The sequence below is a fragment of the Streptomyces aurantiogriseus genome, from assembly GCF_014649375.1.
Classification (GTDB): Bacteria; Actinomycetota; Actinomycetes; order Streptomycetales; family Streptomycetaceae; genus Streptomyces; species Streptomyces aurantiogriseus.
This window is the reverse complement of record NZ_BMSX01000013.1, coordinates 1-13,917: the sequence shown is the minus strand read 5'-3', so window position 1 is coordinate 13,917 and position 13,917 is coordinate 1. Positions and strand designations below refer to the sequence as shown.

At 69.7% G+C, this 13,917-nt stretch carries 6 protein-coding genes; 3 read left to right on the top strand and 3 right to left on the bottom strand.

Going from position 1 to position 13,917, the window contains the following annotated elements:
- Positions 1-124 precede the first annotated feature (124 nt).
- Positions 125-361 carry a hypothetical protein gene (locus IE263_RS25805; RefSeq protein WP_189940170.1) on the bottom strand — a complete coding sequence of 79 codons (237 nt, stop codon included), beginning with the start codon at positions 359-361 and terminating at the stop codon, positions 125-127.
- A gap of 186 nt (positions 362-547) precedes the next feature.
- On the bottom strand, positions 548-3,769 hold the full coding sequence (locus tag IE263_RS25800; protein ID WP_189940169.1) for an FG-GAP repeat domain-containing protein: 3,222 nt from the start codon (positions 3,767-3,769) through the stop codon (positions 548-550).
- Positions 3,770-4,160: 391 nt separating this feature from the next.
- Between IE263_RS25800 and IE263_RS25795 the strand changes: the two genes are divergently transcribed.
- Positions 4,161-10,973, top strand: coding sequence for a polymorphic toxin-type HINT domain-containing protein (locus IE263_RS25795; protein ID WP_229911162.1), 6,813 nt, complete (start codon positions 4,161-4,163; stop codon positions 10,971-10,973).
- 192 nt (positions 10,974-11,165) lie between these two features.
- Complete coding sequence (locus IE263_RS25790) at positions 11,166-11,927, top strand: intradiol ring-cleavage dioxygenase (protein ID WP_189940167.1); 762 nt, start codon at positions 11,166-11,168, stop codon at positions 11,925-11,927.
- A gap of 30 nt (positions 11,928-11,957) precedes the next feature.
- Here IE263_RS25790 and IE263_RS25785 read toward each other — a convergent pair whose 3' ends face one another.
- The gene (locus IE263_RS25785; protein WP_189940166.1) at positions 11,958-13,079 is read right to left on the bottom strand and encodes an FAD-dependent monooxygenase; all 1,122 of its coding nucleotides are present in this window, start codon (positions 13,077-13,079) and stop codon (positions 11,958-11,960) included.
- A gap of 142 nt (positions 13,080-13,221) precedes the next feature.
- Here IE263_RS25785 and IE263_RS25780 point away from each other — a divergent pair, with 142 nt between their 5' ends.
- Positions 13,222-13,716 carry a TetR/AcrR family transcriptional regulator gene (locus IE263_RS25780; protein ID WP_189940406.1) on the top strand — a complete coding sequence of 165 codons (495 nt, stop codon included), beginning with the start codon at positions 13,222-13,224 and terminating at the stop codon, positions 13,714-13,716.
- Positions 13,717-13,917 lie beyond the last annotated feature (201 nt).

Sequence of the window (13,917 nt, the reverse complement as noted above, 5' to 3'; positions counted from 1 at the left end):
ACTGGCTGTCGGCCGGGGGTTTCGCCTCTTACTTGCGCCAGGTCACGCCCCCGGAGAAACCTCCAGGGGAGCCGTCGTCTCACTTCGCCCGCAAGGGGCTGTCAGCGCTCCGTGTCAGACCCTGTCACCAGGGCGGGCACGGCGCGCCACTCGCTTTCCTCGGGTCCACGAACTCCTCCCGGAACACGTCCAGGGAAGCCCTGAGCAGAGGAATGTCGATCTCCGGGCGGATGTGGCTCAGCCGGGCCGAGCTGTCGTCCATGCGGAACTCCAGCAGGAGGTCACCCCGCTTGCCGTCGATCATCTCGACGACTTCCATCGACTCGTAGTCGTTGTGGTCGCTCAGGATGATCAGGGCCATGAACTCACGCCCTTGGACGGAGAACGATCTCATAGCCATCCCTCGAACTGGACTCGACCGCCGCGCATGCCCGATCGGGCGGCACGGCCTGTTGTGCCCTTGCGTCGACCGGCGCCGGGATCAGGTCAGATCCTGACCCCGGCGCCGGTCGGCAGTACCGGGAGAACCGGTCTCCCGGCGAAAGGCTCAGGAGATCAGTTTGATCGCCTGCCAGCCGGGGCCGCCCACGACCACGGGCGTGCCCACCAGGCCGGTCTTGCGTCCGGGGACGAACTCCAGGCCCGCCGAGGTGTTCGGCGTCGTCGTCCACAGGTCCGAGACGCCGTCGCCGTCGGTGTCGCCGGAGGCGGTGAACAGCGGACGGGCCGTCGTGGTCCAACCGGTGGCGTACGTCGTGCGGTTGGCCGGAAGGCCCAGCGAGGCCGGGTCGGTGCCGCCGTCGGAGACGCCGTCGCCGTCCGCGTCACCGGGGCTGCGGCCGTGGTACAGGTACACCTCGCCGTTCGCGGTGTTGCGGGCGATCAGGTCGGTGAAGCCGTCGCCGTCCACGTCACCGGGCGAGGCGAGCTGCATCTTGCCCCAGCCCGAGTTGCCGATGAGGTAGCCCGCGTCGATCGTGCCGTACGTGTAACCCGGCAGGAACCACAGCTGGTCGCCGATGACCGCGACGAAATCGGGGTGGGTCGACTCGCTGTCCGGGGTGATGTCGCCGACCGAGACGATCTGCTTGATCGTCGAGGGGTCGAGCGCCGTCTCCGTCTCCGGGTCCGGGAAGAAGTACACCTCCTGCTTGGTGTCCTCGGTGAACTCGCCCAGACCGTCGTTCGGGTACAGCCACAGCTTGCCGCCGCGGTGGGCCACCAGGTCCTCGTAGAAGTCCTCGGTCCAGTCGCCGCGGTGGGTCAGCAGGGAGCCGTTCCAGCCGCCGCCCGAGGAGAGCGGGATCATCGTCGCGACCTTGCCGGCGCCCGTGCCGCCGTAGAGGCGCAGGTTGTCCGTGCCGTCGACGGCGAAGAAGTCGGGCATGCCGTCGCCGTTGACGTCACCGGGCTTGTCCGTCACACCCGGGCTCTTCACGTAGAAGCGGTACGGGTAGATCGGGCCGGGGTTACCGCCCGCGTCCACGATCCGCACGTACAGCGTGTGCGGTCCCGGGGTCAGCGGGGTGACCTCCGCCGTGGCCGGGCCGCCCTTGGTGGTGGGCTTGGCCGGGCTGCTCGGCGGTGTGCGGTCCAGGCCGTACAGGTACTCGGTCGCGCCCGTCTCGCCGTTGGCGCCGAACTCGAACACGCCCTTGGTGCGGGCCAACGCGCCCTCGACCGGCTCGATGTCCGGCGTCGTCTCCGGGTACAGGTCGTCCTTGGAGTCGACGGTCGGCATCACGGTCGGCGCCTTCGGGTCGAAGCCGAAGCGGCAGCCGGGCGCGCCCAGCGTCGGTGTCCAGTCGGAGGCGAAGGACTCCGTGTTGACGTCCTCGGCCTGCGCCTTCCAGGAGAACTGCCCGTTGCTGGCGTTCACGTGCTTGGCGAGCAGCTCCTTGGGGACGGTCACGCGTGCCTGGGCGCCCTTGGAGTCGCTCGACTTGACCGTGACCTTGTAGCGCTTGTCGAAGATGATCCCGGGCGAGGTGTCGTGCTTGCCGGTCGCCCACAGATGGAACTGGACGTTGACGTCACCGCCGTCCGGGTCCCACACCTGCGCGGTCAGCTTGACGTCGGTGTTACCGACAGTGACGTAGGAGGAGCCGTTCCCGCACTGGTTGGTGCCGGTCTTGGTGCTGGGGATGGTGTCCAGCGCCCAGGGCGCCTTCGCCCGGCGGTTGAACTCGACGATCAGCTTGGCGTCCGGCTTGAACTTCTTCCAGCTGTACTCGTCCTTGTTGTCCTCGGCACTGTCCGGAGCCTTCAGACCGAAGGTGATGTTCGCCCACTTCTTGTCCGCCGCCTTGATCGCCGCGTCCTTGGCGTCGAAGTCGACCGCAGCGTTCGCGCAGCCGAAGTCCTCGTTGCCGTGGGCGTAGTTGCGACTGTCCTGGCGGGTCGACCAGGAGGGCTGCGCGGCCCAGGTGGTGTTCTTGGTGATGGGGCCGGTCAGCCACAGCTCCACCGGCTTGGGCGTGCAGGACCACGAGTGCGTCTCGGTGATCTGGAACTGCGCGTCGATCACCTTCACGCCCGCGAGGAACTTCGAGCCCACGCGGAAGAAGGAGCGGGCCGTGCCGCCCGTGGAGTTCTCGTAGCCGACGCGCGCCTCACTGGTGGTGCCGCCGTCCCAGCCGGTGCCGTTCCAGTAGCTGTCCTTCGGGTGCGGCTTGTAGGCGATCGTCCAGGCCTCGCGGGTACCGGTCATCCGCGGGTCGATGTAGACGGGGAACTCGGTGTCCGGCGACTGCAGCAGCTTCTGATCCGGTGTCAGGGTCAGCTGGGTGTCGGTCACTTCGACGCCGACCCTGCTGCTCTGGGTGCCGGGGGTGAGCGGGGAGGGGTCGGTCCCGGCGGCGGCCGTCCCGGTGACCGTCGTGGCCTGAACGGTGCTGACGGAGGCCGTGCGCGGCGTCTTCGCCGAGGCCGCCGTCTTCGCAGAGGCCGCCGTCTTCGGGGCCGCAGCCGTCCTGGTGGCCGAGGCGGTCGACGCCCCGGCCGCCTGGGCCGCCTCCTCCTCCGTCGTCCCCGACGAGTCCCACATCCGGGCCGTGGAGGACGCGAACACGGTCTGGCCCGCCGCGTTCACCGCGCGCAGGGTGCCGTTCTCGGGGTCCTTCTCGACGTCGAGGCCCTTGGTGTGCAGACCGAAGCCGACTTCCTTCAGCTCCGGACGGTCGGCCGCCTCGGGTGTCTTCACGATCAGCGCCTGGCTGAAACCGTCCAGACTGGCCTTCACGGCCAGGTCCACGCCCGGGAAGACCTCCCGGTAGGTGGCGGTGGCCCCGTCCAGGACGGGCTCGGGCAGCTTGGTCGGCCAGGTCAGGGCCACTTCGCCGCCCTGGTCGGCGAGCGTCACCAGACGGGTGTCGCCACCGGCGGAGAACGTGACGCGGCCGGGCGTCGCCTTGGGCGAGATCCGGCCGGCGGCCTCGGTGAGCGTGGTGTCCACCGGGGTCCAGGTGCCCTCCCGCTTCACGCGGACAGGCATGGTGTGCTGGGTCTGGCGCAGGTTGCCGTTGGGCAGGGCGTGCGTCTCGCTGGTCTCGGTACGGGCGGACACCACCTCCACGGGCTTGCCGCTCTTGGCGGCCTCCTGGAGTGCGCGCTCCTCGGCGTTCGCGGCCACCGTGGTCGAGTCGGTGTCGGCCGCGACGGCCGTGGTGGTGAGCGGTGTCAGCCCGAGCGTCCCGCCGGCGAGCATCGCGACGAGCGCGGCCCGCGCCGAGCGCCTGGTCGGGCGCTGTCTTCGGGATGTTTCTGGCATGGGCGAATCCCCCCGGAGTCGTTGCCGTGCGGGCCCTGCGCGAGGGCCCGCTGCGAGCCCTTTCACATGGGCCGCGAGGCCGAACAGTACATGCCAACAAGGGGATATCTTTACTAACGCATAGTCAAAGTGGGGATTGTCGCATTGCCCTGGCTTTGCTTGTCAGGGTGATCGACAACGCTTACTGTCTGACCGTTCAACACTCGATCACACAGAGTGATCACAGAGAGTGAGTTAAGGGGGAGGTCCTTTAGTGGACCAACTGATAAGACAGCTACGCTATTTCGGCCACTGGCACAGATCCGTCTCCCTGTTCGTGGGGCTCATCCTGTTCGTCGGGCTGATACCCGACGACGCGAGCGCCGCCGATGGAAGCACCCGGATCTCAGACGTGAAACGCGACCGATCCGTTCCCGGTCGCGACTTCGAGAAGAAGCGCGCGAAGACCCGCGACGACGCCGAGGGCACCTTCAAGCCCGCAGCCGGCAAGGTCTCGGCGAGTACGTTCACGACGCTGGTGACCGACAGCCGTGACAAGCTGCCCAAGAAGGCGCCGCTGACCACCGGCGCCACCCCGGGACTCCCGGGCACCCAGGGCCAGACCACCACCGTGCAGACCGGCATGGTGAAGGCCCGTCAGACCACCAGCACGACCACGACCACCAAGAAGGGTCTGCGTACCCGCGGCCTGTCCCCGAAGCGCGCGGCCGCCGACGCCGGCACCGCCGTCCAGGTCCAGGTCAGGGACGACGCCGCCGCCCGCAAGGCCGGCGTGCAGGGCGTCCTGTTCACCGCCGCGCCCGCCAAGAACGGGCTGGCCCCCGCCGCGTCCGGCTCCGTCGAACTGGAGTTGGACTACGCGTCGTTCAAGGACACCTACGGCGGTGACTGGGGCTCCCGGCTCCGGCTCTACCGGCTTCCGGCCTGTGCGCTGACCACGCCCGAGCTGGAGCGCTGCCGTACCCGTACCGCCCTGCCGGGCGCCAACGACCCGGCCGCGAAGACCGTCACCGGCACCGCCGACCTGGCCGCCGCGCCCACCGTGTTCGCCGCGGCGGCCGAGGCCTCCGGGCCGGGCGGAAGTCACGAGGCGACCTCGCTGTCGCCGTCCGGTTCCTGGATGGCGGGCTCGTCGTCCGGCGGTTTCTCGTGGACGTACCCGATCGAGGCGCCCGAGGTGCCCGGCGGTCCGCAGCCCGAGGTCGAGCTGTCGTACTCCTCGCAGGCGGTGGACGGCCGTACGGCGTCCACCAACGCGCAGTCCTCCTGGATCGCCGAGGGCTGGGACTACGAGCCCGGCTTCATCGAGCGGAAGTACCGTTCCTGCTCGGACGACAAGGCGGCCATCAAGGACGACAAGGGCAACGAGCTCAAGGCCAACAACACCGGCGACAGCGGTGACCTGTGCTGGGGCTCCGACCAGGTCGTGATGTCGCTGGGCGGCAACACCACCGAGCTCGTCAAGAAGGACGGCACCGAGGAGTGGCGTCCCGCCGACGACGACGGCTCCCGTCTGGAGCGCAAGTCCGGCGCCGCCAACGGCACGAAGACCGGCGAGTACTGGGTCCTGACGACCACGGACGGCACGCAGTACCACTTCGGTCTGAACAAGCTGCCGGGCGCCCCGGACGGTACGGTCACCAACTCGGCGCTGACGGTGCCGGTGTTCGGCAACCACCCGACCGAGCCGTGTCACGCCACCGCGTTCATGGACTCCGACTGCGCCCAGGCCTACCGCTGGAACCTGGACTACGTGGTCGACCCGCTGGGTGACGCCATGACCCTGTGGTGGACGAAGTACACCAACTTCTACGGCCAGAACATGAAGGCCGACCAGCAGGCCAAGTACGACCGCAACGCCCAGCTGTCCCGCATCGACTACGGTCTGCGCTCCGACAAGCTGTTCGGCGTCCTGCCGGCCGGCCGGGTCGCCTTCACCGCCAGTGCCGAGCGCTGTATCCCGAGCTCGACGTTCGACTGTGCCGAGTCCAAGCGGACCACGGCCAACGCGAAGTTCTGGCCGGACACTCCGCTGGACCAGGAGTGCGCCTCCGGTGCCAAGTGCACCGACAAGTTCTCTCCGACGTTCTGGTCGACCAAGCGCCTGACGAAGATCAGCACCAGTGTGCTGGTCGGCACCGCGTTGAAGCCGGTCGACTCCTGGACGCTGGAGCAGTCCTACCCGCCCACCGGTGACGGCACCTCGCCTGCCCTGTGGCTGGAATCGATCGCTCGCACCGGTCATGGCGCGGGCGGCACCGCGGACATGCCGAAGGTCACCTTCTCCGGCATCCAGATGGACAACCGCGTCGACAAGGTGGAGGGCCTGCCGCCCTTCTCGCGTCTGCGTGTCCACGCCATCGACACCGAGACCGGCGGCCGTATCGGCATCACCTACTCGCCGAAGGACTGCCAGGCCCTGGAGCCGAAGCGGATGCCGGCGTCGCCGGAGTCCAACACCATGCGCTGCTTCCCGCAGTACTGGACGCCCAAGGGCGCCCTCAACCCGGTGAAGGACTGGTTCCACAAGTACGTCGTCACCCAGGTCCGCGAGGAGGACCTGGTCACCGACAGCCCCGCCAAGGTGACGAGCTACGAGTTCCTCGGCGGCGCCGCGTGGGCGTACGACGACAGCGAGTTCACCGAGAACAAGCACCGCACCTGGTCGCAGTTCCGCGGCTACGAGCGCGTCCGCACCCGCCAGGGCGCGGGCGACGACGTCAAGCAGCTCACCGAGCACCGCTACTTCCGCGGCCTGCACGGCGACAAGCTGCCCTCCGGCACCCGGTCCTCGACCGTCACCACCAGTGACAACACGGACCACCAGGACCTGCCCCAGTACCAGGGCCAGCTCCTGGAGCAGATCACCTACGAGTCCGACGGCGGAGCCATCGACTCGGCGACCGTCACCACCCCCTGGGCGGTGAAGACGGCCACGCGCACGCGTGCCGGCACCACGGCGCTCGAGGCGTGGATGACCCGTCCGGAGACCGTCCGCACCCGCGAGCGGGTCAAGGGCGAGACCTGGCGCACCTCCACCGAGACCACCAAGTACGACAGCTACGGCCTGCCGTACCAGGTCGAGGAGAAGACGCCCGGCGGGAAACTCCGCTGCTCCACGGTCAGTTACGCCCGCAACACCGGTGCGCACCTGATCGAGCTGGAGTCCCGCGAGAAGACGACACTCGGCGCCTGTGGCAGCACCGGCGGCGAGGTCGTCGAGGACACCCGTACGTTCTACGACAACCTGGCCTTCGGCGCGGCCCCCACCAAGGGTCTGCCCACCGAGGTCCAGGAGCTCAACGCCAAGGGCGACGGCTACGTCACCATCGACAAGACCGAGTACGACATCCACGGCCGCGAGGTCGCGACCTGGGACGCGGACAACCGCAAGACGTGGATGGAGTACACGCCGACCACCGTCGCGCGGCCGACCAAGCAGGTCTCGCACGACCCGCTGGGTCACACGGAGACCACGGAGTTCGACGACGTCCGCGGTCTGCCGAAGAAGGAGACCGACGCCAACGGCAAGTCGGCGACCATGGAGTACGACCCGCTGGGCCGGCTCCTGAAGGTCTGGGAGATCGACCGCGACCCGTCCCAGACCCCGACGGCCACGTACGACTACACCATCCGCCGCGACGGCCCGACGATCGTCACGTCGCGGACGCTGAAGGACAACGGCCAGTACGCCGTGTCGTACGAGATCCTCGACGGCCTGCTGCGCGAGCGGCAGACGCAGGACGAGGCGGTCGGCGCGGGCCGGATCGTCAACGACACCTTCTACGACAGCGTCGGACGCAAGTGGAAGGAGAACGACGGCTACTACAACGTCGACGAGCCCGAGGCGAAGCTGCTCCCGGTCGGTGACCAGGACGTCCCGTCCCAGAACCGCACCACGTTCGACGGCCTGGGCCAGCCCACCGCGGAGATCACGTACTACCGCGGCACCGAGAAGATGCGCACGACGACCGTCCGCGACGGGGACGTCTCCACGACGATCCCGCCGAAGGGCGACACGGTCACGGCGACCTTCGAGGACGCCGAGGGCCGCGTCGAGCGGATCCGCGAGTACACCAACACCGAGCGTACGAAGTGGCGGGACACCCGCTACGAGTACGACGACCTCGACAACCTGTGGAAGGTGACCGCTCCCGGCGGCGCCGTCACGACGTTCGAGTACGACAAGCGGGGCCGTCAGACGGCCATCACGGAGCCCGACGGCGGCCGTACCGAGATGCGGTACGACAACGCGGACAACGTGGTCGAGACCGTCGACCCGATGAAGCGGTCCCTGTTCACCACCTACGACGCGGGCGGCCGTCCGACCACCCTGCGCGAGGGCAGCGAAACCGGCCCGAAGCGAGTGGAGTGGACGTACGACGCGCTCGGCAAGGGCCTGCCCACGGCGCAGATCCGCTACGAGAACGGCCTTGAGTACCGGGACGAGATCACCGCGTACGACAACGCCTACCGGGTGAAGTCGACGAAGACGGTGATCCCCGCCGAGGAGACGGGCCTGGCCGGCACGTACGAGTACAAGTACGAGTACACGCCGACCGGCAACCTCGCCTGGGCCGAGGTTCCTGGCCTGGGTGGTCTGGTGACCGAGAAGGTCGTCTTCCGGTACAACTCCGACGACCTGCCGATCTTCATCGGCGGCGCGTCCACGTACCTCGCGGACGTCGAGTACTCGGCGTTCGGCGAGATCCTGCGCACGGACGCGGGTCCGGCGGGCAAGAAGGTCTACGGCTCTTACGTCTACGACGAGTTCACGCGTCGTCTGCAGACGGCCACCTTCGACCGCTCGGTCAACCCGGGCCGCATCAGCGAGACGCGGTACGGGTACGACGAGGCCGGCAACGTCACCAAGATCACCGACGTGCCCGGCAGCGCGGCGCCCGACGCGGGCAAGACCGACACGCAGTGCTTCGTCTACGACCAGCTCAGGCAGATGACCTCGGCCTGGACCTCGAAGGCGGCGGACGACTGCACGGCGGCGCCCTCCAAGGACACGGTCGGCGGTCCGGACGCGTACTGGCAGTCGTACCAGTACGACGACGCCGGCAACCGCAAGCAGCTCGTCGAGCACGACCCGACGGGCGACACCACGAAGGACGTCACCCGCTCCTACGTGTACGGAAAGGAGGGCGTGGGCGGCCCGAACGCGCTGGCCGAGATCAAGTCGGTCGGCCCGCAGGGCGAGCGCCTCAACACCTTCTCCTACGACAAGGCCGGCAACACCACCGGACGCCAGCACGGCGGCACCAACCAGACGCTCGAGTACGACGTCGAGGGCCAGCTGCGCAAGGTGACCGAGCCGGTCGAGGGCGGCGGTACCAAGACCACGTCGTACCTGTACGGCGCGGACGGCGAACGCCTCATCCGCACGGGACCGGACGGCAGCCGCACGCTCTACCTCGGCGAGGCGGAGCTGACCGTCAACGCGGCCAACACCAGCGCGAAGGCGGAACGCTTCTACCCGCACCCCGACGGCTCGACGACGGTCCGTGCGACCGGCGGCGTCCGTCAGATGATGCTGGCCGACCACCATGGCACGTCCCAGACGGTCGTGGATCTGGTGGACCCGGCGATGGGCGTCACTCGGCGCAAGTCGATGCCGTTCGGCGAGGCGCGGGGTTCACAGCCCACCGCCTGGCCCGGAGAGCGCGGCTTCGTCGGCGGCACGGTCGACAAGGACACGGGCCTGACCCGACTGGGTGCCCGTGACTACGACCCGGCGACCGGTCGGTTCCTGCAGGTCGACCCGATGGTCGACTACAGCCAGCCGGCCACGATGAACGCGTACGCCTACAGCAACAACGCACCGGCCACCTTCTCCGACCCGTCCGGGACGTTCTTCCCGGTGCTGATCGGTATCGCGGCCCGTATCGCCATCCAGGCGGCGATCCGCGCGGCGGCCCGTCGGGCGGCGATCATCGCGGCTCGCAAGGCGGCGCAGGCGGCGGCCCGTCGGGCGGCGGCCCTGGCCCGCAAGCGGGCGATCGAGGCCGCGAAGCGCGCGGCGGCGAGGGCCCGCCGGGAGGCGGCCCGCAAGGCCGCGGCGGCCAAGCGAGCGGCGGCCAAGCGGGCAGCGGCCCGTGCGGCGGCCAAGCGGGCGGCGGCCAGGAGGGCTGCGGCCCAGGCCCGTGCCCGCGCGGCACGCGCCGCGGCGAAGAGGGCGGCGGCACGTCGTGCGGCGGCCCGCAAGGCGGCGGCACGTCCGAAGCCGCGCGCCAAGCCCCGTTCCCAGCCCAAGCCGCGTCCGAAGCCGTCGCAGGTCAAGCGTGCGGTGAAGAAGGTCGCGAAGGAAGTACGCGAAGAGGCGAAGGAGACCGCCAAGGAAGAGGTCCAGACAGTGGGTTGCGAGGCGACTGTCGGCGGCGCCAACAGCTTCGTACCCGGTACGAAGGTGCTGATGGCCGACAGGTCGACCAAGCCGATCGAGAAGGTCAAGGCCGGCGACAAGGTCATCGCCACGGACCCGAAGACGGGGAAGACCTCCGTCCAGACGGCAGCGGCGACGATCAAGGGCAAGGGGAGCAAGGACCTCGTCCGGATCACACTGCGGATCCACGACGGCTCCTCCGGCAAGGCCCAGGTCACGACCGTGACCGCGACGGCCGGTCACCCCTTCTGGGTGCCGTCCCTGCGGGAATGGGTCGACGCCGGTGAGCTGAAGCAGGGCCAGTGGGTCCAGACGCTCTCGGGCACCTGGCTCCAGATCGGTTCGGTCGAGGCGTGGACGGCGAAGGCGACGGTCCACAACCTGACCGTCACCGACGTCCACACGTACTACGTGGTCGTAGGGACCACGCCGGTACTCGTCCACAACTGCGGCGAGCGGACGCCGTCCCAGGCCGGCATGGCCCCGCACGACGCCCAGCGCATTCAGAACGCCGCGGACCGACTCGGCTACCCGATCATCGTGGTCGGCAGCCGGGCGAGGGGCCGTCGAACTGCGGAGAACCCGAAGGGATTCGGTCCTGAATCCGACTGGGACTACATCCTGGACGGCCCGTCGAGGCAGCGTGGCAAGGTGAAGAACTCCCTCCCGCGAGGGACCGGAGCCGGGGAGGGCAGTGGCCGAGGCCGGGACTTCTGGCAGAGCTACAACCCGAACGCTGGTAAGAGGGCGGACGACTACGCAGAGGTGGACACCTCTCTGCCGCATGTCGTCTTCCGGCCTCGAAGGCGGTCGTAGTGAGCGCGTCCGAGTGCATCAGCGACGAAGCCGTCTGATCCGTCCGTAACGGTTCAAGCGCCCGGGGTTCCACCAGGATCGTCTGGTGGAACCTCGGGCGTTCCGTTTCTCGGCCTGCCTTGTACTTGACGGTTCGCCACTTTGCCGAACTGACAGCTCCTCGACAGGAACCGTTCCTACGGTGCCGTGTCCATGACAGACACCTCAGACGCACGTATCGGACGCCGTACCGTTCTGGTCGCCACCGGCGCCACCGCCGCCACCCTGGCCGTGGGCGCCGCCGCGGCGACCGACGCCCCCACCACCGAGGCCCCGGCCACCGCCCCCGTGGCCGCCGCGGCCGTCTGCACGCTCACGAAGGAGATGACCGAAGGCCCCTACTACCTCGACGGACAGTACGTCCGCTCCGACATCAGCGAGGGCAAGGCCGGCATCCCGCTGAAGTTGACCCTCACCGTCGTCGACGACACCTGCGCGCCCCTCTCCAACGCCCTGGTCGAGCTCTGGCACGCCGACGCCCTCGGCGAGTACTCCGGCTTCGTCGGCAACAACGGCCACAACGAACCCGACAACGGCACCTTCCTGCGCGGCGGGGTGCTGACGAACTCCAGCGGGGTCGCGTCGATCACGTCCATCTACCCCGGCTGGTACCGGGGCCGCTGCATCCACATCCACATCAAGGTCCACACGAACGTCACCCTGACCTCGGACGGCTCCTTCACCGGTGGCCAGGAAATCCACACCGGACAGCTCTTCTTCAACGAGACGATCACAACCAGGGTCGCGGCGATCTCGCCGTACTCGACCAACACGGTCCCGCGTACGACGCTGGCCCAGGACTCGATCTACGACGACGGGGGCGCCGCCTCCGGGCTGCTCACCCTGACGGCGCTGGGCAGCTCGACGTCGGCGGGGTACGCGGGGACGCTGACGCTCGGCGTCGAGACCAGCTGACCCCGCTCCCGGCACCCACCTGACCGGGCGTCACCGCAGTTGCGGTGGCGTCCAGTCGGCGTGCCGGAGGACAGCGCGCAGGGTCGCCTCGGAGGGGGCCAGGCGGAGGGCCGTGTTGCGGAGGGCGATGGCGGCGGGATGCGTGAGCCGGTGACCCATCCGGCCGGCCTGGCGGGCGGCACGGGCGACGGACCGGCAGCGCGGGCGGCGTACCGCGTCGTAGCGAAGCAGGGCCGACTCGACGGTGGGTTCGGTGGCGAGGCAGGAGGCGAGGACGGCGGCGTCCTCCAGCGCCTGGGAGGCGCCCTGTCCGAGGTTCGGGGTCATCGCGTGGGCGGCGTCGCCGAGGATCGCGACCCGGCCGACGGTGAACGTGGGGAGCGGGGTGACCAGTTCGTGGATGTCGTGGTGGAGGACGTCCTCCGGGCGGGTCGCGTCCAGAAGTGTGGTGACAGTGTCGTGCCAGCCGCGGAAGTGCCGGCGCATCGCGGTGAGGGGGTCGGCGTGGCGGACGCCCGGCGGTGAGCCGATCACCGCGTGCCACTCGGCCCGTCCGTCGGCGAAGACGATGTGCCCGAACTCGGCGCCCGGACCCCAGGTCAGTTCGAGGTCGGAGCGCAGGTCGGGGAGAGGGTGTGCGGTGATGGCCCGCAGGACCGTCGAGCCGCTGTAGACGGGGCCGGGGTGAGCGGGGAACAGCCCGGCGCGCAGCCGGCTGTTGACCCCGTCCGCCACGACGACCAGATCCGCGTCACCCGCGCCGCCCACCTCGGTCACCTCCACCCCCGTCTTCACCGTCTCGGCGGGCAGCGCCTCGCGCAGGACGCGGTGCAGGTCGGCGCGGAGGATGCCGACGACGGGGGTGCCGAGCCGGCGTTCCAGGGCCGCGCCGTCCATCCGGGCCAGCCAGCGGCCGTCGGGGGTGCGGTTGCCGCCGGTGTAGAGGGGGCGGGCGGCGGCCCGTATCGCCTCGCCGACGCCGAGTGCCTCCAACGCCCGTACGCCGTTGGCGTGCAGGGAGATGCCCGCGCCCACGTCGGCGAAGGCGGGGGCGCGTTCGAGGACGGTGACCTCCCAGCCGACCAGGCGCAGCCCGAGGGCCGCGGCCAGACCGCCGATTCCGCCGCCCACGACGACCGCGGTGTTGCCCATGCCGTACCACTCCCTTTCTACAGTTGTAGAAGAAGAGTACTCACGCCCTCTACAGGTGTAGAAAGGGAGGGTGCTCGATGAACGCCCTGATCGCCGTACCGTCCTCGCCGACGCCGCCATCGACGTCCTCTCCGAGTCGGGGATGCGGGGGCTGACCCACCGCGCGGTGGACCGGACGGCCGGCCTGCCCTCCGGCACCACCTCGGCGTACTTCCGCACCCGGCAGGCCCTGTTGACCGCCCTGGTCCGGCGGCTGGTGGCGCTGGACCAGGCGGAACTCCAGGCGATCGGCGAGGCGACCCCCGTACCGCGTGACGCGGAGGAACTGACGGCCGGTCTCGCGGCCTTCTGCTCGGGGCGGCTCACCGGAGAGGGGCGGCGCCGCACCCTCGCCCGGTACGCGTGCGCGATCGAGAGCGTGCACCACGCGGAGCTGCGGGAGATCCTCGTCCCCCGCGAGAACGCGGGCCGCCGGACGGTGGTCGAGTTCCTGTCCCGGGAAGGGGTGCGGGACGCGGAGGAGCGAACGCTCACCCTCCTCACCTGCGTGGACGGCCTGGTCTTCGACCGGCTGGTGAACGGGGGCGCGGTGACGGAGGAGGAGATCGGGGGGCTGGTCGCTTCGGCACTGCGGTGAGCGTCCAGGCCTGAGCCCTTCTCCCGATCCCGGGCCATCCGGGTACGTCCACCTCGGCCCGCACGGTCTTGCCCGGCGGCGGTTCCCGGTCGACCACCCCCCAGCGGGCGGCCGACGGGGCCGGAGCGCATCGCCCGCTCTTTCAGAGGCTGCGGGCGGTGATGTCGCCGTAGGCGGTGGTGGCGTGGATGTTCAGGTCGG

Bases quoted from the DNA above. Each gene is read 5' to 3' on its own strand.
- IE263_RS25805 (WP_189940170.1), bottom strand. From the start codon at position 361: ATGGCCCTGATCATCCTGAGCGACCACAACGACTACGAGTCGATGGAA.
- IE263_RS25800 (WP_189940169.1), bottom strand. From the start codon at position 3,769: ATGCCAGAAACATCCCGAAGACAGCGCCCGACCAGGCGCTCGGCGCGG.
- IE263_RS25790 (WP_189940167.1), top strand. From the start codon at position 11,166: ATGACAGACACCTCAGACGCACGTATCGGACGCCGTACCGTTCTGGTC.
- IE263_RS25785 (WP_189940166.1), bottom strand. From the start codon at position 13,079: ATGGGCAACACCGCGGTCGTCGTGGGCGGCGGAATCGGCGGTCTGGCC.
- IE263_RS25780 (WP_189940406.1), top strand. From the start codon at position 13,222: ATGCGGGGGCTGACCCACCGCGCGGTGGACCGGACGGCCGGCCTGCCC.